The organism is Citrobacter sp. 50677481, assembly GCF_001463265.1.
Lineage (GTDB): Bacteria > Pseudomonadota > Gammaproteobacteria > Enterobacterales > Enterobacteriaceae > Citrobacter_A > Citrobacter_A sedlakii.
Window position 1 is genome coordinate 105302 of sequence record NZ_LNHZ01000075.1, and the last position, 17870, is coordinate 123171.

The window sequence follows — 17870 nt, forward strand, 5'->3', positions numbered from 1 at the left end:
AGTGCGTTATCCATAACGCCTGTCAGCGCTGCGCCGCCATCCGGCCGTGCGTTGACAATTAGAAAGCGTAATTCACGCCAACACCGGCGTAGTGGAAATGATCCCGCTCGCCTTCATCGTGATCCTGCCATTCAAACGCATATTCCAGCGTCATGGATAATCCATTCTGGAAATCATAGGCGTACAGCATACCGAGACGGTTGAAATCATGACCTTCGCGTTCGATGTCGTCCTGCCAGTCCCAGTTGCTCCAGCGATCAAGACCAATACGGGTGTATGGCGTCAGCGTGGTGTTGCCTAATGCCACCGGTAGATAGGCGCGAATTTCCTGCGTCGAGAATTCACCGTTGTTCCGCGACTTGTCGATATTGAAACCGCGCTCAAGGTAATAATTGGTCACCAGGGAGAACGTTTCGTTAATATTCCATGTAAAACCCGTCTCCGTTTCGACGCGGCTGTCGGAATAACCGGTTGTCGATAAATCATTAACGAACTGATACAGGGACAACCAGCCGCCAAAGCGCACGTTATCGCTAATCTTAATATCCCAGTCCGGCGACACTTTCCAGCGCTGCATATTCGCAGTGTCTTTACCCGGTTCATTAACGTAGTGATAGCCGTAATTACGGAAACCGCCGGTCAGACCAAAATTGACGTCGTCGCTTTCCAGAAACTGATAACGCACTTCCAGTTCCGGGCGGTCAAACCAGGTGCCGCGCTTACCCGCGCTGTAATCAACCGGCCCTTCCTGATAATACGCCAGCGAGATTTTCCACGGCCCGTTGGCGGCGTTGAAATAGACGGAGGGTTCAGCCAGCCCATCCATATCTTCACCCTGGCCTTCGACGTTTTCGATTTCATACATGGCGCCGACATTAAAATGCCAGTCATTATTTTCTGCAGCCTGCGCGCAGGCCATTCCTGCGCACATCAGCAGCGCAGTAGAGGACAGTAAGGTTTTCATTATTATTCCTTGTATAAATACAGATAAATAAAATGAGCTAAAGCCAGGAGAACAGGTTCTCCCGGCAAGTTTTCTCGTTAAATAGCGAATTCAGTTTCTGCGTCAAAGAAATGGCATTTCGCCATATCAAAATGAATGGTGATATTGTCTCCTGCGTGATAATCATTAACCGCTCCGGCACGGACCACCAACTCGTGCCCCCCAATGGTGGTGTACAGCATAAATTCCGCGCCGGTCAGTTCTGCGACGCTTATTTTTGCCGCCACGCTATTTTCCTGTTGCGACTCGGGATGAATATCCTCAGGACGAATACCCATCACCACCGCTTTATGTTCGTAGCCTTTTGCGCTCAGCCCCTGTAATTTGTCTTCCGGAATGGTTAATTTCAGGGTTTCGGTTACAAACTGATTGCCGTCGATCGCGCCGCGAATAAAATTCATTGCCGGTGAGCCAATAAATCCCGCGACAAACATATTTGCCGGGTGGTTATAGACCGTTTTCGGCGCGCCCACCTGCTGTACTATCCCGTCTTTCATAATGACGATACGCGTCGCCATGGTCATCGCTTCCGTCTGGTCGTGCGTCACGTAGATCATGGTGGTGTTCAGCTTCTGGTGCAGCTTGCTGATTTCCGCGCGCATCTGCACACGCAGTTTGGCATCGAGGTTCGATAAGGGCTCATCCATCAGGAACACCCCGGCTTCACGCACAATAGCGCGTCCTAACGCTACGCGCTGACGCTGACCGCCGGATAACGCGCCCGGTTTGCGCTTCAGATAGTCCCGCAAGCCAAGGATCTGCGCCGCCCAGTTGACGCGTTCATCAATAATAGTCGGGTCAATCTTCTGCATTTTCAGCCCAAACGCCATGTTGTCGTACACGGACATGTGCGGATACAGCGCGTAGTTCTGAAAGACCATCGCGATATTGCGCGATTTTGCCGGAACATCGTTCATCCGTTTGCCGTCGATCAGCAGATCGCCAGCGCTGATCTCTTCCAGTCCGGCAATCATGCGCAGCGTGGTGGATTTACCACAGCCTGACGGACCGACAAAAACGATGAACTCTTTGTCTTCGATCTCCAGGTTAAAATCTTTCACTACGTGAACCTGGTTGTCGTAAATCTTCTGAATATGTTGCAACGAGAGCTGTGCCATAGTGATTCCTTTACTTGTCGTGTTGCCAGAAAGCCGATAAGCACGGCCACGTCAGAGAGTCTGTCGCCGGAAGCAGCAAACCTGCGCCCGTCAAGCCCGAGCCAATGCCTACCGAGCGCATGCCGCTGGCATTGATCGCATCGATTCCAGCCTGTGCGTCTTCGATTCCGATACAGGCCTGCGGCGGTATGCCCAACCCCTGACACGCGGCGAGGAAAATCGCCGGGTCCGGTTTGGAACGGGCTACTTTTCCGGCATCGGCGCAATAATCAAAAAAGTGTTCAATTTCCAGCGCCCTGAGAATGGTGGGGGCGTTCAGGGAGACTGACGCCAGGCCAATTGCTATCTGTCGCGCGCGCAGTTCGCCGAGCAGTTCACGGATCCCCGGCAGGATGGAATCGGCGGTTAAATCGCGCAGAGAGTGAACGTAAAGCGCATTCTTACGTGCCGCCAGCGCCTCGCGCGCCTGCTCGCTGAATTCCCCCTCTTTCCCGCCGTGACGTAAAATACGCAGCAATGACTCCCCCCGGCTTATCCCTTTCAGGGTGTCGTTAAATTCCTCGTCGATCGCGATCCCGACGTCTGCGGCGACCTGTTGCCAGGCAAGGAAATGCAGATGCGCGGTGTCGGTGATCACCCCATCGAGATCGAACACTATTGCCTGTAGTTTCATTCACCCTCCTTTTGTGTGGTAGCGGTCCCATTGGTGGGCAAAATAAAGTCAGCGAGCGAACAGGTCTGCTCACCGTTAACGGTCAGCGCCGTCCCGTTCAGCCATAGGGTCACCGGACGAGTGCTACTGATACGCGCTTCCTGTCTCGACAGCGAAATGCGCAGTTCGCTTCCCTGCCACCGAAGTGGGAAGGTCAGTTGCCGCCAGGCGTCTGGTAACGCAGGGTTAAGGTGCAACTCGCCTTCGCGTACGCTTAATCCGGCGAAGCCCTGGATCGCACCAAGCCAGATCGCTCCCGTTGCCGCCGCATGAATGCCGTCATCGCAGCTGTGCGGATCGTCACCAAGATCGATTAGCGTCCCTTCTCGCCAGAAACGGTAACCTTGTTCGGCATCGCCACAGCGCGCGGACACAATACCGTGAATCGATTTGCTCAATGAGGAATCGTGAATCGTTCGCGGTTCATAGAAGTTCAGGTTGCGCAGGCAGACATCGGTCGAAAACCGCTCAGGCAGCATGTAGGTCAACATCACGACATCGGCCTGCTTGAGGATCAGCATCTCGTTGACTTCCGCCCGCGAGTAATCGAGCAGAATAGTCTGCTTGCCCGCTTTCGCCTTATATGTCGTGAGATCGATGACCGGCTTACTCAGGAAGGTGTCATCCTGCGGCAGTACTCCGTCCTCCCCTGCCTCCGGCAGCCAAAGGTGCGCGAGAAAATGCGCGGCGCGATGAAGAAACGCCTCATCCGTGCAGCCAAAGCGGCGGGAAAAACGCAGCGCCTGGGCGACGTTGTAATGCGCCATGTAGTTGGTGAACGCGTTGTTGTTGACGTGCTCGGTATATTCATCGGGGCCAATCACGTCATGAATTTCCAGCCGTCCGTTGACGTCTGTCGCACGACTCATCCAGAACCGCGCTGTTTCCTGGAGCAGCGTCAGCCCTTCGCGTGCCATAAACTGGTCATCGCCCGTTGCCTGCCAGTAAGCGACCACCGCCCATGCGATATCAGCGACCAGGTGATGTTCCGCCAGCGCGGAAGCCACCTTCTGACGCAGCCCGGTCCGGATGTTAATGGCCGCGTATTCTGGTGTCTCTTCTTCGCCGCTGCGGGCGCTCTCCCAGGGAAACAGCGCGCCATGCCAGCCATTGCGCCGCGCTTTTTCACGGGCGCCCGGCAGGTTGTGCCAGCGGTAGCGCAGAAGATTGCGCGCCACTTCCGGCTCGGTAAACAGGTGGAACGGCAGTAAAAAGACTTCGGTATCCCAGAACACATGGCCTTTGTAGCCTTCGCCGGTCATGCCTTTCGCACCGATGCTGCTGCGCTCGTCATGGGCTGGCGTCATGCTTCGCAGATGATAGAGCGCAAAATCCAGCGCCCGCTGATCCGCATTGTCATGGCTGGCGACCTCGACCCGACAGCGCTGCCACCAGTCACCCCAGTTGGCGGCGGACTCCGTCAGTAAGGCCTCATAACCCTGCAGCGCGCAATTTTCCAGCGCGCGTCGTCCCTGGCGGGCCCAGGTATCCAGTGACAGATTGCGACTGCTGGTCCACTCAATCCAGGTGAACTTTTCCAGCGTCAACCGTTCGCCCTGGGCGACCTGCGCGGTGTTATGCTGCAACAGGCGACGCTCTTTCGCCGTAAAACAGGACTGCACCTCGCCCTGCACGCGACACCAGGTCGAGACAGAAATATCGCTGCGGCCATCCTGGGTGGAATAAATGCCTTGCAGAAGATGCTGGCCAAACACCCGCACCTGCGTTTCATCCAGATGCTGGCGGCCATGGTTGGTCTGAGTGGCGTCGATGCCGGTGGACACAGATACCGTCGCCGCCGCGTCCAGCGGCGTGATGGACAGTCGCATCGCCACCAGCGGCAGTTGCGTCACGGAAGCGAAGCGGCGGCTCTCGATGGCGAAACGCGCGCCGCCGGGCGCGCGCCAGACCAGTGTGCGCGTCAGCTCGCCACAGCTAACATCCAGTTCGCGCCGCCAGCTTTCAATCGTGCCGCTAAGCAGGGAGAAAATGTCCCCGTTCAGCTGAATATCGACGCCAATCACATCCGGCAGGTTCACCAGTTCATTGATTTCCCCCTTGCCGGCCCGGTGATAAAGTCCGGCAAGATACATCCCGCGCGTCTGCTGCGTGTAGCCTTCTTCGTGGCTGGCGCGGATCCCCAGATAACCGTTGCCTGTCGCCATCAGCGAGGCGTATTTATTCAGGCTGTGCGGGCAAAAACCCGGATCGGATAACATCACTGGTTTACTCATAATTCAACGCACATCCCTGTTTCGGCAGATTCATACAGCGCCGCGACCAGCTGTTGGATCACAAAGCCCTGCTCGGCATCGGCGATGGTGACCGGTTCACCCTGAACGTGGTTCACGAAAGCTTCCATACTGCGATAATGGCGTTGATCATCGGCGCGCTCCCGCTGCGTCAGAATAGCCAGTTCGCCGTTGTGATCGGTGTAGACCTGCGCCGGGAACAGCGTTGCGCCTGCTTTATCGCCGCAAAAATTCACATTCATTATTGATTGTTCAGGAATATTCAGTGCAAAAGAGGTTTCGAGGCGCAGAATACTGCCGTTATGAAATTCAATGGTGCCGAACAGCGAATCTTCCACGGTATAGGTTGTGGGATCCCATTCACCGAACTGGCCGTAATTTTTCCGGGTGCCGATCTTCTGAAAGCTGTGCGCGGTAACGCGTTTCACCAGCGGGAATCCCAGAACGTACATTGCCGCATCCAGCATATGTACGCCAAGGTCGATCAACGGGCCGCCGCCCTGGAGCGCTTTATTCGTAAAGACGCCCCAGCCGGGCACGCCGCAGCGGCGCAGCGCTCTGGCATTGGTGACATAAATTTCGCCGAGCACGCCTGCCGTCACCTGCTCGCGTAACAGTTGCGTGTCGAGAGCAAAACGGTGATGGAAATCATACGCCAGTACTTTTCCCATCCGGCGCGCGGTATTGCACATTTCCAGCGCCTGTTCCGGGGTCATGGCCGGGGGTTTTTCGCACATCACGTGGCACCCGGCTTCCAGCGCCATCATGGTATGTTCATAGTGAAAACGGTTTGGCGAACAGATACTCACGATATCCGGCTTTACGCTTTGCAGCATGCGCTGCGGATCGTCCCAGACCTGCGCATGACCGTATTTTTCTGCCAGCGATTGTGCCTGAGACAGGCGGCTGTCACAGACAGCCACCAGTTCCAGATCCTCGCGGGTGCAGTAGTACGAAGCATGAACCTTATCCGCTACCTGTCCTGCGCCAATAATGGCCACACGCAGCGGGGAGCTTGTCATTGCACTTTTCACGGAAACCTCTTAGCAGGTACGCAACCAGGCCAAAGACTGACGGTAGGCTTCCGGCAGGTTATCCGCCCGGACGCGCCCTTCGTACACCACATAGCCCTGATACTGATCCGCGCGCAGTTGGTCGAACAGCATTTTGAAATTCAGCGTGCCGGTCCCCGGTTGATAGCGGTGGTTGTCAGCAATATGCACGTGCCCCAGCAGGTCGCGGTTATCGTGCAGCGCCTTCGCCATATCGTCTTCTTCAATATTCATGTGGTAGAAATCACCGATGATCTGCACGTGCTTCAGGTCATTCTCCACGATGTAACGACGTGCATCCGCCAGCGTGTTGATCATGTGATCCTGATAGCGGTTAAGCGGCTCCAGATAAACGACCGTCCCGGTGCGTTCTGCCACTTTGTCGAGATAACGCAGTGAATCGCTGACCATTTTGCGGTCGCCTTCCAGGCTGCGCGGCGAGGTCATCGGCGGCAGACGGAAGGTGAACATTCCCCACGCTGCCGGGACGATGATCCCTTGCCCGCCGACTTCAGCCAGCGCTTCCAGAATGCGCTCAATCTGCTTAAGACCGTTCAGACGACGCTCTTCAATAAAGTCGCCAATCCAGCCGTCGTAGCCGCCGCAGGCCGTGGTCACCGGCAGGCCGGTTTCTTTGATTGCCGCTTTGACTTCGTCGAGGTTATTGACCAGCAGTTTGCCGTCGATTTCGAAGCCGTCGAAGCCCATCTCTTTGATATATCGAAACTTCTCCAGAATGTTTTCCGGAAAAAATGCCTGATTCTGCGTTCCAATTTTCATTTTTGTCGTCCTGTCCCTTAAAACGTCACGCCCATTTTGATGCTCTTTTCCGGATGTCTGTCGACGTACTGCATATAGCTTTCCGGGCTGTCTGCGAACGTCACCACCGGGTCGATCAGGTCTTCGCAGTTCAGATACCCATTCATCAGCAGTTCCCAGCAGGTTTCTTCGATACGTTTACGGCTCCAGCGCGGATAGTCCGGATTCGGTTCGCTACAGGCGCGCGAGAAGACGATTTTGGCGTTGTTGAAGTGCGCTTCGCGACCGAGGTTGAACCCTTCGGCGAATGGTTTCGCGAAAGCGACGTAGGAGATAGTGCCACCGTAGGCCAGTCCGCGCAGCGCGGACTGCAACGCGTCAGCATAACCGCTGGTTTCGATGATCACATCAGCGCCCTGCTTACCGGTCAGCTTTTTGATCTCCATCCCCACGTCGGTGCCGATTGGGTTAAGGCAGAAATCGGCGCCATGACGACGGGCGATATCACAACGATGGGCGATCGGGTCAACGCCAATCACCACGGACGCGCCCGCTTTTTTCGCCAGTTGCACCGCGATCTGACCAATGGCGCCGAGCCCGACGATCACCACGAAGTCGCCCACGCGCACGTTCGCATCGCGCACGCCGCTCATCGCAAACTGCGCCGGGTCGTAACACACGGCGTTTTTCCACGAACGACCTGCCGGCATTTTGCGCAGCTTGTAATTATTCACTGCATTGATGATGACCGTTTCGGACAACGGACCGTAGCCGCAGACGCTGTCGCCCACCGCATAGTCGGTGACGTTGCTACCGCATTCGATAATGTCGCCAACGATCATATTGCCAAGCTGGAACTTGCCAAATTCGATACCTCGCGGCGCGCCTTCCGGACGCGGCATAAACATCTGCCACTCACCGTTGAAATCTTCGTCAATAAACGGGCTGGCGGCGCGAAAGTCGACCACTTCCGTACCGTGCTTCGGCGCGCCAAAGCGCACGCGGATCCGCACCTCATGAGCCTCAATAGCCCGGTCTTCATATTCCACCAGGGCCGCCACGCGCGGCGCTGTTGCGACTAACTTTTTCATCTACAACTCCTTGATTAAAAACTGGCCGCCTTAGCCCTTCACGCCACCAGCGGTCAAACCACTCTTAATAAAACGTTCGGAAAGCGCATACATAATGACGACAGGCAGTGCCGTCACCAGCGACGCCGCCATCATGCGTCCCCAGATGTAATCTGGCGTGCTGAACAGGGTGTTCAGTCCCACCGGCAACGTGAAGTTGCTGGCGCTGGAGAGGAAAATGGAGGCGAACAGATAGTCGTTCCACGCCACCATGAAGCAGTAGACAAAGACCGACACCAGCCCCGACATCGCCAGCGGAACGGTAATACGGAAAATAATTTGCAGACGGTTCAACCCATCCATCATCGCCGCCTCTTCGATCTCATCCGGAATGGTGTCGAAGTAGCTTTTCAGCATGAACACGGCGGTCGGCAGGGTCTGGGTCACCATTGTGACGATCAACGCCATTTCGGTGTCGTAAATCCCGAGCGCGGTGATGATCTTGAACAGCGGCACCACCAGCAAAATGCCGGAGAACATGTACACTGTGTAAAAGCTGGCGTTGATGGTCATCCGCCCTTTAAAGCGCAGGCGGGAGAGCGCATACGCGCCCAGCGTCCCCAGAAACACGGCCACGACCGACGACACCACCGACACCACCAGGCTGTTGCGGAAGTAATCGACAAAAGGAAAAATCAGCGGGTTAAAAATGTCGACATAGTGTTCCAGCGTCCACTGCTGCGGCAACAGCGTCGGATGCAGCGAAATCGCCTCTTTCGCGCTTTTGAACGACGTCATCAGCATCACGAAAAAAGGAAACAGCGTGATAATAAGAAAGACGATCAGGCCGCAGTAAAAAACGACACGTCCGAGTTTGCGTTTATTTGTTGCCATTGAGGTTCACCCGTTTTCTGGTCAGCAAAATGACGGCGAAGATAATGATGAAAAGCACCACCGAGATCGCTGCCGCTTTCCCTAAGTCATTAAAGGCAAAGGCCGTTTTGTAGAGATAGACCCCGAGAATATCGACCTTGGTGGTCAACAGATACACGTCGGCGAACATGTAGAACATCCAGATGGTGCGCAGCGTAATCACCGTCGCCAGTACGGGCATAATCGCTGGCAGCGTGACAATGCGAAAACGTTGCCAGGCATTGGCGCCGTCCATTTCCGCCGCTTCGTACAGTGACTTATCAATGGTCTGCAAAATCGCCAGAAACGAGATAAACGCATACGGGAAGTAGCGCCAGATGGCGAACAACACCACCAGCACGAAACTGCTGCCGGGATTGTCGAACCACAGCGGCGCCTGATCGTAGAGATGCAGCAGATCCACGCCGAGATAGTTCACAATGCCGTAGCCGTTGTTGAACATGTACTTCCAGGCGAACACCAGCGAAATCGACGGCGTCACGTAGGAGAGGATCACCAGTGAACGCGCCGTCTTGCGCAGGCGGAATTCACGGTTGAAGAACATCGCCACGCCCAGCCCGAGCACGGTACTGCCTGCCACCACCAGCGCGGTGTACCACACCGTCATCCACAGCGAATGCCAGAATCCGGGATCGGAAAGGATGCGAATGTAGTTGCTCAACCCCACAAAGGTGGCGTCGATGCGCGGGTTTAGCGGCAAGCGCAAAAAGCTGATTTCGATGTTCGATATCATCGGCCAGGCCACCAGGCCGCCCAGCAGCAACAGGCTGGGCGCCAGGAGCAGCAGCGCAAAAGGCATATCGGATCGACCTGAAAATAATCGGGTCATAACTGCGTTCCTCTTAGCCATTAACGCTGCTCAATCAGGGTATCCAGTTTTTTCTGGCTTTCCTGAAGCGTTGAGGACAGATCAGCTTTGCCGACTGTCACGTTATGCACCATCGAACTGACGACACCGGATCCCGTCACATCGCCCATACGGGTAAAGTTTTTGTCCCCTACCGCGCCAAACACCTGAATGTTCGGCAGTTCCGCAATCAGTTGCCCCGGCAGCTCGCCCAGCGCTTTGATGACGCCGTTGTCCTGCCAGGTTTTGGTGCCCACCACCGCTTTGTTCACCGGCAGCGCCGCGCCCGGCGACATCATCACCCAGTCGGCGATGTTGTCGGCTTGTTCCATGAACGCGACAAATTTCTCGGCCGCTTCGGTTTCTTCTTCTTTCTGGCCGCTGGTAATGGTCAGCGAAGTCAACATGCCGTAAACCGCCGACGTCTCTTCGGTTGGCACCACAAACCCGATGTTCTGCGGATCGCCCTCCTTCATGATGGCTGGCAGAATATACGTCGAATACATCGCCATTGGCGCGGTGCCGTTCATGAAAGCGTCTTTCACCTCCATGATGTCGTTGGAGCCTGGCATGGTATTGGCTGCCAGATCGCGGTAATAGCTCAGCGCGCGGGTCATCTCCGGCGTGTTGAGCGTGATGTGTCCCTCAGCGTTAAACACATTCGCTTTATTTGAGAGCGCGAACTGGGAGAAAGACTGCTCGGTCAGCACGCTTTCCGCGGTGGGCAACGCGATGCCATATTTCTTATGCGCCGGATCGTTCAGGGTCTGGGCGACATTCAGCAGATCCTGCCAGTTTTTCGGTTCGTTGAGTCCGGCGTTAGCCAGCACGTCTTTGCGATACCAGATGCCGCCGATCCAGGCGCTCACCGGCACCCCGGTCCACGCGCTGCCGTCTTCGGTGCGGACAATCCGTAGCACCCCGTCATAAAAAGCATTTTCGCCCACGGTCTGGATGACATTCGTCACCGCTTCCCGGTCAATGAGCTGTTCTTTGTCCATCACTTTCGCGTAGTCATGGCTGGTTTCGATCACTTCCGGCAGTGACCCGCTTCTCGCAAGCGTAATGACCTTAGTGTTATAGGCGTCTTCTTCCACCGGAACCTGCTTCACGGTGATCTCAGGATTCGCTTTTTCAAACCGTTCAATAAGCGTAGTAATAACGGCCTGACGCTCCTGTTCGACAGACGAGTGCATAAATTCAATCGTCACATGGTCGGGTTTATCATCCTTACAGCCTGAAATCAGGGCGCAGGAAACCAGTGCTGATAACAGCACAATTTTTGTTTTAAGCATCAGATGTTCCTTTTATTTTTTAATCCACATAACCTGCCAGGGTTGCAGCGTTAATGTTTCGCCGGAAACCAGGGTTTCCGTCATTAAATCGATGCCGGAGTTTACCCCCGCGTCAACGGTCTGAATGCAATCACTGAAGTTAAATAAAGCCGTGATTTTTTCGTCGGTATTCGCCGCGCGAACGATTTTCATTACCGCAGGCGTAATACTGCAAATGGTAAAATCACTTTCCGGATGGAAGGCGTGATTATTTCGGCGAATCTTCACCAGCCGCGATAAAGATTGATATACCTGATGACGCAGCGAACCCTCTGCCATTAATTCATTTTCAATCGCTTCTCGCTGATATTTCTTTCGGTTAATCGCCCGGTTATAACCTAATTTTTCCACGCCTTCGTAATCATTACGTGAGCCGAGAATACTTTGAATATAGATGGCCGGCACACCCGGAAAGGTCAATAACAACGCATGAGCCAGCATAAATTTCGCCAGACGTTGTGAATCGCTGCTGTCGCGCGAACTTAACGCATCCATGTAGGTGACATTGATTTCATACGGGCTGCGCGTACCGTCCGGGTTATTCTTCCAGTTAACCAACGCCCCTTGTTTTTGCAGGTCGGCGACTAACGCTAAAATATCGTCTTCCGGCAGCAATCCGCGTAGCGGATTCAGACCAATGCCATCGTGAGAGGCAAGGAAGTTAAACCAGGTAGTCTGCTGTGACGGCAGCGTCAGCGACTGCGCCCACTGACTGAGCGCGCGCGTGTCCTGGCGGTGCACGGCGTGCAGAACCAGCGGCGGCAGCGAAAACTGATAGACCATGTGGGCTTCGTCCAGCCCGTTGCCCAGATAGGAAATGTTGTCTTTATGCGGAACGTTGGTTTCCGTGATAATTGCCGTGCCAGGCGCGACGTCATCGGCGATAGCGCGAAACAGCTTTATCAACCGGTGGGTCTTTTCCAGATGAATGCAGCTTGTGCCCGGCGTTTTCCACATAAAGCCTACTGCGTCGAGACGCACATAATCAGCCCCGTGTTCAAGGTAAGTCAGCAGCACGTCGACCATCGCCAGCAATACATCCGGATTGGCATAGTTGAGGTCGATCTGATCTTCGCTGAAGGTGGTCCATAAATGACGCACGCTATTATCTTTCAGAGTAAACGGCGTCAGCAGCGGTAATGCGCGCGGACGCGTGACCGCGCTCAGATCGGTCTGCGGATCCATTTCAATAAAGAATTGTTCAAATCCCGGCGTCTGCTGTAAATAATGTGCGAACCATTCGCTTTTCGCCGACATATGATTACAGACAAAATCAAACATCAATTGACAGGATTTATTTAACGCCGCGATATCCTGCCAGTCCCCTGTTTCTTCGGCGACCTTATAATAATCGATGACCGAGAAACCATCGTCAGAAGACCAGGGATAAAAGGGCAGCAGATGGACATGGGAGAATATTGACGCCAACCACCGGGAATAGAACCGATTAAATGTAGGCAGTGGTTTTTCTTTTTCACTGTGAAATTGGTCGGCGTAAGTAATCAACACCACATCGCTTTCATCCCAGTGTGGTTTACGCTTTTTCGTAATAACCTTTCGCGCGTTTTCTATTCGCGCGTTGAGCATTTCATCATGACGATGCGTCCATGAATCTTCATAGACAAAACTGAGGCATTCCTGAATTTTGTGCTTCACTTGATTTTCCCGTGGTAGCGGTCCCATGACGCAAGAGACTACTCCCGGTAAAATTAGCTGTCAATGCAGGACACGGGGTTTTCGCGGCGAAAAAAAACCATTTTGGCAGCCCAAAAATCGTATTTGTGAGCTGCCGCAAATTAATTTTTAAATTGTGATTTATTTGTTACGGACCGGGCGGCCCGTAATCGACAGGATTAATTTTTGGAATAACGTTTTGATATTTTTGCAGCCATCCGGCTTAATAAGGGTTCAAGCGCGAGCGCCAGCAACATTTTCAGCGGACGACGGGCGACGGACTTCACTGCCCAGCCCGCCACACCTGCCGGACCGTAACGCAGCGCCGTCAGAAGTACCAGCTTACCTGCTATTTTCATACCGGGTTTCACCTTTTGCCCGGCGCGTTGCCAGCGATTATTCATCTTAGCCCTCACTGAATTCATTACAGCTGACGGAAACGGCTACGTAACGTAAACGTATCCGAGGTGACATAGCGCTCCATCTCACGCAGGCGCTTCTCCCCCGCCGCCAGCTCTTTATCAACCGCATCCAGCAGTTCTCCGCTGGTAGGCTGGTTTTCGCCTGCGGCCAGGTTGTCCGGCATCGGATCAAGCACAAAAGACAGCACGATGTAGGCAACCAGGGTAAAGAATGCCAGACCAAAAAAGATCGACAGCACCACCAGAATGCGCACCAGCTTCACCGGCACGTCGAGGTATTGCGCGATGCCAGCGCACACGCCGCGTACCATCCCTTGTTGGGGGATGCGCCATAATTTTTTGTTCAGGTTAATGCCTCCCATTAACGTTCCCTCCAGTTCGGATGTTCCGCGTCAAGAATCGCTTCCAGCGCCTGAATACGTTCACGCATTCGCCTGGCGTCGTCGGTAAGTTGGACTAAACGCTGTTGCTCGCTCTGCGAGAGTTCGCCGCGACCGGAACGGTTGCTGTAATGCAGCCATAACCAAATCGGCAGCACAAACAGCACGAAAATGGTTAGCGGAATGGCCAGAAATAGCGCGCTCATGTGTACTCCTTACAGGTGATGAGCGGCGGCGCGTTCGGGCGCCGCCAGGTATTACTATTGCTTGTCTTGCTGCATTTTGGCTTTCAGTTGCGCCAGTTGCTCGCTGATCTCATCATCGGCTTTCAGGTCAGCAAACTGCTGGTCCAGCGTCGGTTTCTTCCCAAAGCTGTGGCTTTCCGCTTCAGCTTCCATTTGATCGATGCGACGTTCAAAAGATTCAAAGCGCGCCATTGCTTCATCGATCTTGCCGCTGTCGAGCTGGCGGCGCACATCGCGGGAAGAACTGGCCGCCTGATGGCGTAACATCAACGCCTGCTGGCGGGCGCGGGTTTCGCTGAGTTTATTTTCCAGCTCGCCAATCTCTTTCTTCATGCGCGTCAGCGTATCTTCCACCAGCGCCACTTCCTGTTCGAGCGTCACGATCAGATCGGTCAACTTCTGTTTTTCGATCAGCGCGGCACGCGCCAGGTCGTCTTTATCTTTACGCAGCGCCAGCTCCGCTTTTTCCTGCCACTCGGTCTGCTGCGCGGTGGCCTGCTCAATACGGCGGGATAGCTGTTTCTTTTCTGCCAGCGCGCGAGCGGAATTGGAACGAACTTCAACCAGTGTGTCTTCCATCTCCTGAATCATCAGGCGAACCAGCTTCTGCGGATCTTCCGCTTTTTCAAGCAGCGCGTTGATGTTGGCGTTCACGATGTCGGCAAAACGAGAAAAAATACCCATAATTCAGTCCTCATATTTTTTGATGTCGGGCGATGCCCTGCTGAATGTGTAATACAATCCTCGTGCCAATTTTTTAACTCACTGAAATATAACGTAACGTACAGTTTTACCTCGGCACAAAAACAGCGTAAAGTGGTGAAATACACCAACAAGTGGCGAAATTCATCATGGCAGAATACAAAGACAATCTTTTAGGCGAGGCCAACAGTTTTCTCGAGGTCCTCGAACAGGTTTCACGTCTGGCGCCACTGGATAAACCGGTCCTGATCATCGGTGAACGCGGCACCGGAAAAGAGCTTATCGCTAACCGCCTGCATTATCTCTCTTCCCGTTGGCAGGGGCCGTTTATTTCTCTCAATTGCGCCGCGCTTAATGAAAACTTGCTCGACAGTGAACTGTTCGGTCACGAAGCTGGCGCATTTACCGGTGCGCAAAAACGGCATCCCGGTCGCTTTGAACGCGCCGATGGCGGGACATTATTTCTCGATGAGCTAGCCACCGCGCCGATGCTGGTGCAGGAAAAGCTGCTCCGCGTCATTGAATACGGTGAACTGGAGCGGGTCGGCGGCAGCCAGCCATTACAGGTGAACGTGCGGCTGGTCTGTGCGACCAACGCCGACCTACCGGCGATGGTGAAAGAAGGCACATTCCGCGCAGACCTGCTGGATCGCCTGGCGTTTGATGTTGTGCAATTGCCGCCTCTGCGCGAACGGCAGGCCGATATCATGCTGATGGCGGAACATTTTGCCATTCAGATGTGCCGTGAAATACGCCTGCCGTTATTCCCCGGTTTCACCGACCGCGCCAGAGAAACGCTGATGACCTACGCCTGGCCCGGCAACATCCGTGAATTAAAAAACGTCGTTGAACGTTCTGTATACCGTCATGGCACCAGCGACGCGCCACTCGATGAGATCGTTCTCGATCCGTTCAAACGTGAGGAAAACCGCCTCCCGTCACAGACTGACGCTCCCGCGTCGGTCCCCTCCCTGCCCCTGGATTTGCGCGAATATCAGCAACAGCAGGAAAAAAACCTGCTGCAACTGAGCCTGCAGCAGGCGAAATTTAATCAGAAACGGGCGGCTGAACTGCTCGGTCTGACCTACCACCAGCTGCGTGCGTTGCTTAAAAAGCATCAGATTTAGCGTTTTCACGGCGAATTTGCGCAGTTTTGCGTCATTTACCTACAGCCATTTTTACCTGACGGGCCGAAGTGCGATACACGTTGCAAATCGAATCTAAAAACCTTACAAATTATTTTTTTAACGCTCCTTAGAAATCAACATTTCATTATTAAAAATAGAGTTATAATAATTAACACGAAGACAATGCGAGTCATTTTAGTGCCCCTTTTCCTGCCCCAATCGCGTTTCCCCCCCACACAATCCACCCTTCGAAACTCTCAATTTTGCACAACAATCCGCCAGGGTTTATATATTTCAAGTTTTACATTTTTTATATGAATATCAAAAAGCTATACGTCAAAGCTATAGCATTTAGTGTGCTGCACGTTCGAATAATAACGTGTTTATTACTATTTTTAACAGTAGAAATGGAGTTTTAAGAATGGCGATACCAGCCTATCTCTGGCTGAAAGACGATGGCGGTGAGGATATTAAGGGTTCGGTAGACGTAAGGGATCGTGACGGAAGTATCGAAATCATCGGCTTTAATCATGGTGTTTTGCAGCCTACAGATAAATACACTGGTAAGGCGACCGGTTTGCGCGCTCATTCCCCGTTTTCTTTTGATAAAGAAATAGACTCTTCCAGCCTGTATCTTTACAAGGCCGTTACCACAGGTCAGCGGCTAAAATCCGCTGAGGTTAAATTATATAAAATTAACGATGCCGGACAGGAGGTCGAGTATTTTTCAGTCCTGATGGAGGGAGTAACGATTGTGAGCGTTTGTCCGATGATGCTCGATGTCAAAAGCCCTGATTATGAGAGACATAATCACATTGAACTCGTCGAATTGCTATACGAGAAAATCACCTGGCGCTTTGCTGACGGAAATATTATTCACTCGGATAGCTGGAATGACAGGAAAACCGCATAGGAGCAAAAATATGGGTTGGAAATATGAGCAAAGCACGGGGAAAATGTACAAGGATGGGAAGTTGATCGAGACTGGCTATTCCGGTGCGCTGACAAACAAAAACAATCCGGATCGTCAGCATGTTAAGGGGTTGGGTCCACTCCCTCGCGGGACATATAAAATCACGGGGCATTCTAATTCAAAAGGCCCGGTCACTATTATTCTTGAACAAACGTCGGGTGAAAGTTTCGGGCGTTCGGAATTCAGAATACATGGCGAACGCAAGCACGGTCCGGCAGGATTCGCCTCTGAGGGCTGCATTATTATGTCGCTCTCAACGCGTCGAAATATTCTGCGTGACGGGGGAAGTATAGAGGTGGTGCGATGAGACTGCGGCTTGTTCTGCTACTGTCGGCCTGTCTTTCATTTCCGGCGCTGTCGAAAGGGACCGATTGGGATAAAATCGTAAGTGGTGTTGCCAGCGGGGATCCGGCAAGTCTGGAGCAGATTGCATCACTCGCAGCGACGGCAAATGTCAAGCAGGCGCAGGAACTGGAGGATGCCCTTGCAAGCGCGCTCACATCAAACACACCTGGCGCGTTACGGGCATTGCAAAAAATCGATGCACATGACTGGCCGCACATGATTGGCAGCAATCTTGTCTGCACCGTACCAACTGAAAGAACCGTTGAAGAAATTGACGTTTTTTATATGCGAACGCGTAGTGCGCTACTCAGGACTTTCGAAGGTGCACAGTGCCTCTGGATACTGGAGGCATCGTTTGAAGAATGGAAAGGTGATCAGGCGCGACAGCGGAGATAATTATCGCCCGGCAGGCCGGGCTTTACTGTCAATTCCGCGTTTATGTTTACCCTTTGCCGACCCGCAAGGCTATTTCAGACATGAGGGCCGAACGTTCCGCAATCTGGCTTTCGCAGGCAGTTTCTGCGTTAACCGCGCATTGCAGAGCAAAGGTTTCAATAGAAAGTTCCTGTATGGTGCGTTTGGGTGTCTCTCTCAACCCGAACGATCCGCCATTTTGACATAACCAGGCGTTCAGGTATTCGGCGGCATCCGCCATATCAATCTCGGCATACTTACGCGTGTTGGTTGCTGTCTGCAAAAGCCAACTTATCGTTTATTGCGAGTCATATGGGGCATGAGAATGCTAAGATGGTTTATGAGGTATAGTCAAAATGGATAGCCGGTATGAATGCTGATCAGGTCGCGATGCTGAACGCGCGATTGCCAACACGTCTGCCCCATGATGCCCCAAAATACAAACGGTAATAGCAAATGTTATTAAATATTAGTAAGATAGATACTTTATATATAATCCCTTAAAAAT

At 53.4% G+C, this 17870-nt stretch carries 20 protein-coding genes and 1 pseudogene; 5 read left to right on the forward strand and 16 right to left on the reverse strand.

Annotation, left to right across the window (positions count from 1 at the left end; genetic code table 11):
• Positions 1-58: 58 nt before the first annotated feature.
• The 15 genes from APU02_RS22240 to pspA all read right to left on the reverse strand — a co-directional run bounded on the left by APU02_RS22240 (position 59) and on the right by pspA (position 14485).
• On the reverse strand, positions 59-964 hold the full coding sequence (locus APU02_RS22240; protein WP_042283326.1) for an OmpG family monomeric porin: 906 nt from the start codon (positions 962-964) through the stop codon (positions 59-61).
• 77 nt (positions 965-1041) lie between these two features.
• A complete protein-coding gene (locus tag APU02_RS22245; RefSeq protein ID WP_060571268.1) occupies positions 1042-2121 on the reverse strand; it encodes an ABC transporter ATP-binding protein in 1080 nt (359 codons plus the stop codon).
• Between the two features lie 10 nt (positions 2122-2131).
• Positions 2132-2794, reverse strand: coding sequence for a beta-phosphoglucomutase (gene pgmB, locus APU02_RS22250; RefSeq protein ID WP_060571269.1), 663 nt, complete (start codon positions 2792-2794; stop codon positions 2132-2134).
• Positions 2791-5067 carry a glycoside hydrolase family 65 protein gene (locus APU02_RS22255; RefSeq protein WP_131729055.1) on the reverse strand — a complete coding sequence of 759 codons (2277 nt, stop codon included), beginning with the start codon at positions 5065-5067 and terminating at the stop codon, positions 2791-2793. The genes pgmB and APU02_RS22255 overlap by 4 nt, the downstream gene beginning before the upstream one ends.
• Entirely contained in the window at positions 5064-6119 is a 1056-nt protein-coding gene (locus APU02_RS22260) for a Gfo/Idh/MocA family oxidoreductase (protein ID WP_060571270.1), read from the reverse strand. The genes APU02_RS22255 and APU02_RS22260 overlap by 4 nt, the downstream gene beginning before the upstream one ends.
• Positions 6120-6128: 9 nt before the next feature.
• On the reverse strand, positions 6129-6917 hold the full coding sequence (locus tag APU02_RS22265; RefSeq protein ID WP_042283336.1) for a sugar phosphate isomerase/epimerase family protein: 789 nt from the start codon (positions 6915-6917) through the stop codon (positions 6129-6131).
• Between the two features lie 17 nt (positions 6918-6934).
• Positions 6935-7987, reverse strand: a complete 1053-nt coding sequence (locus tag APU02_RS22270) for a zinc-binding alcohol dehydrogenase (protein WP_060571271.1) — start codon at positions 7985-7987, stop codon at positions 6935-6937.
• A 30-nt stretch (positions 7988-8017) separates the two neighbouring features.
• Positions 8018-8860: a carbohydrate ABC transporter permease gene (locus APU02_RS22275; protein ID WP_042283344.1), complete on the reverse strand. Its 843-nt coding sequence runs from the start codon at positions 8858-8860 to the stop codon at positions 8018-8020.
• Positions 8847-9728, reverse strand: a complete 882-nt coding sequence (locus APU02_RS22280; RefSeq protein WP_042283345.1) for a sugar ABC transporter permease — start codon at positions 9726-9728, stop codon at positions 8847-8849. The genes APU02_RS22275 and APU02_RS22280 overlap by 14 nt, the downstream gene beginning before the upstream one ends.
• Before the next feature lie 20 nt (positions 9729-9748).
• Complete coding sequence (locus APU02_RS22285; RefSeq protein WP_060571272.1) at positions 9749-11041, reverse strand: ABC transporter substrate-binding protein; 1293 nt, start codon at positions 11039-11041, stop codon at positions 9749-9751.
• A gap of 12 nt (positions 11042-11053) precedes the next feature.
• Positions 11054-12736 (reverse strand): sugar phosphorylase, encoded by a 1683-nt coding sequence (locus APU02_RS22290; protein WP_192841991.1) that lies wholly within the window; start codon positions 12734-12736, stop codon positions 11054-11056.
• 197 nt (positions 12737-12933) lie between these two features.
• Complete coding sequence (gene pspD / locus APU02_RS22295; protein ID WP_042283355.1) at positions 12934-13158, reverse strand: phage shock protein PspD; 225 nt, start codon at positions 13156-13158, stop codon at positions 12934-12936.
• Positions 13159-13178: 20 nt separating this feature from the next.
• Positions 13179-13538: an envelope stress response membrane protein PspC gene (gene pspC, locus APU02_RS22300; RefSeq protein ID WP_060571274.1), complete on the reverse strand. Its 360-nt coding sequence runs from the start codon at positions 13536-13538 to the stop codon at positions 13179-13181.
• Positions 13538-13762 carry an envelope stress response membrane protein PspB gene (gene pspB, locus APU02_RS22305; RefSeq protein WP_042283359.1) on the reverse strand — a complete coding sequence of 75 codons (225 nt, stop codon included), beginning with the start codon at positions 13760-13762 and terminating at the stop codon, positions 13538-13540. Before pspB ends, pspC begins: the two co-directional genes overlap by 1 nt.
• A 54-nt stretch (positions 13763-13816) precedes the next feature.
• A complete protein-coding gene (gene pspA, locus APU02_RS22310) occupies positions 13817-14485 on the reverse strand; it encodes a phage shock protein PspA (RefSeq protein ID WP_060571275.1) in 669 nt (222 codons plus the stop codon).
• 167 nt (positions 14486-14652) lie between these two features.
• Between pspA and pspF the strand changes: the two genes are divergently transcribed.
• From pspF to APU02_RS22330, 4 genes are all read left to right on the forward strand, one after another.
• Positions 14653-15630, forward strand: coding sequence for a phage shock protein operon transcriptional activator (gene pspF, locus APU02_RS22315; protein ID WP_060571276.1), 978 nt, complete (start codon positions 14653-14655; stop codon positions 15628-15630).
• Between the two features lie 421 nt (positions 15631-16051).
• Complete coding sequence (gene tssD, locus APU02_RS22320) at positions 16052-16543, forward strand: type VI secretion system tube protein TssD (protein ID WP_060571277.1); 492 nt, start codon at positions 16052-16054, stop codon at positions 16541-16543.
• Positions 16544-16553: 10 nt separating this feature from the next.
• On the forward strand, positions 16554-16910 hold the full coding sequence (locus APU02_RS22325) for a tlde1 domain-containing protein (RefSeq protein WP_060571278.1): 357 nt from the start codon (positions 16554-16556) through the stop codon (positions 16908-16910).
• On the forward strand, positions 16907-17344 hold the full coding sequence (locus APU02_RS22330; protein WP_060571279.1) for a hypothetical protein: 438 nt from the start codon (positions 16907-16909) through the stop codon (positions 17342-17344). Before APU02_RS22325 ends, APU02_RS22330 begins: the two co-directional genes overlap by 4 nt.
• A gap of 46 nt (positions 17345-17390) precedes the next feature.
• On the opposite strand, the gene APU02_RS27160 is transcribed toward APU02_RS22330, so the two are convergent.
• Entirely contained in the window at positions 17391-17645 is a 255-nt protein-coding gene (locus tag APU02_RS27160; RefSeq protein ID WP_343285983.1) for a hypothetical protein, read from the reverse strand.
• On the opposite strand from APU02_RS27160, the pseudogene APU02_RS27165 reads away from it, so the two are divergent.
• Positions 17573-17812 (forward strand): annotated as a pseudogene (locus APU02_RS27165) (site-specific integrase); the annotation flags it as partial. The gene APU02_RS27160 and the pseudogene APU02_RS27165 sit on opposite strands and share 73 nt — an antisense overlap.
• Between the last annotated feature and the right edge of the window lie 58 nt (positions 17813-17870).

What these genes read in the sequence shown, in the direction of transcription:
- pspF (WP_060571276.1), top strand. Translation starts at nt 14,653, where the DNA reads ATGGCAGAATACAAAGACAATCTTTTAGGCGAGGCCAACAGTTTTCTC.
- APU02_RS22280 (WP_042283345.1), bottom strand. Translation starts at nt 9,728, where the DNA reads ATGACCCGATTATTTTCAGGTCGATCCGATATGCCTTTTGCGCTGCTG.
- pspD (WP_042283355.1), bottom strand. Translation starts at nt 13,158, where the DNA reads ATGAATAATCGCTGGCAACGCGCCGGGCAAAAGGTGAAACCCGGTATG.
- APU02_RS22325 (WP_060571278.1), top strand. Translation starts at nt 16,554, where the DNA reads ATGGGTTGGAAATATGAGCAAAGCACGGGGAAAATGTACAAGGATGGG.
- APU02_RS22285 (WP_060571272.1), bottom strand. Translation starts at nt 11,041, where the DNA reads ATGCTTAAAACAAAAATTGTGCTGTTATCAGCACTGGTTTCCTGCGCC.
- pspA (WP_060571275.1), bottom strand. Translation starts at nt 14,485, where the DNA reads ATGGGTATTTTTTCTCGTTTTGCCGACATCGTGAACGCCAACATCAAC.
- pspC (WP_060571274.1), bottom strand. Translation starts at nt 13,538, where the DNA reads ATGGGAGGCATTAACCTGAACAAAAAATTATGGCGCATCCCCCAACAA.
- APU02_RS22265 (WP_042283336.1), bottom strand. Translation starts at nt 6,917, where the DNA reads ATGAAAATTGGAACGCAGAATCAGGCATTTTTTCCGGAAAACATTCTG.
- APU02_RS22240 (WP_042283326.1), bottom strand. Translation starts at nt 964, where the DNA reads ATGAAAACCTTACTGTCCTCTACTGCGCTGCTGATGTGCGCAGGAATG.
- pgmB (WP_060571269.1), bottom strand. Translation starts at nt 2,794, where the DNA reads ATGAAACTACAGGCAATAGTGTTCGATCTCGATGGGGTGATCACCGAC.
- APU02_RS22330 (WP_060571279.1), top strand. Translation starts at nt 16,907, where the DNA reads ATGAGACTGCGGCTTGTTCTGCTACTGTCGGCCTGTCTTTCATTTCCG.
- pspB (WP_042283359.1), bottom strand. Translation starts at nt 13,762, where the DNA reads ATGAGCGCGCTATTTCTGGCCATTCCGCTAACCATTTTCGTGCTGTTT.
- APU02_RS22275 (WP_042283344.1), bottom strand. Translation starts at nt 8,860, where the DNA reads ATGGCAACAAATAAACGCAAACTCGGACGTGTCGTTTTTTACTGCGGC.
- APU02_RS22255 (WP_131729055.1), bottom strand. Translation starts at nt 5,067, where the DNA reads ATGAGTAAACCAGTGATGTTATCCGATCCGGGTTTTTGCCCGCACAGC.
- APU02_RS22245 (WP_060571268.1), bottom strand. Translation starts at nt 2,121, where the DNA reads ATGGCACAGCTCTCGTTGCAACATATTCAGAAGATTTACGACAACCAG.
- APU02_RS22270 (WP_060571271.1), bottom strand. Translation starts at nt 7,987, where the DNA reads ATGAAAAAGTTAGTCGCAACAGCGCCGCGCGTGGCGGCCCTGGTGGAA.
- tssD (WP_060571277.1), top strand. Translation starts at nt 16,052, where the DNA reads ATGGCGATACCAGCCTATCTCTGGCTGAAAGACGATGGCGGTGAGGAT.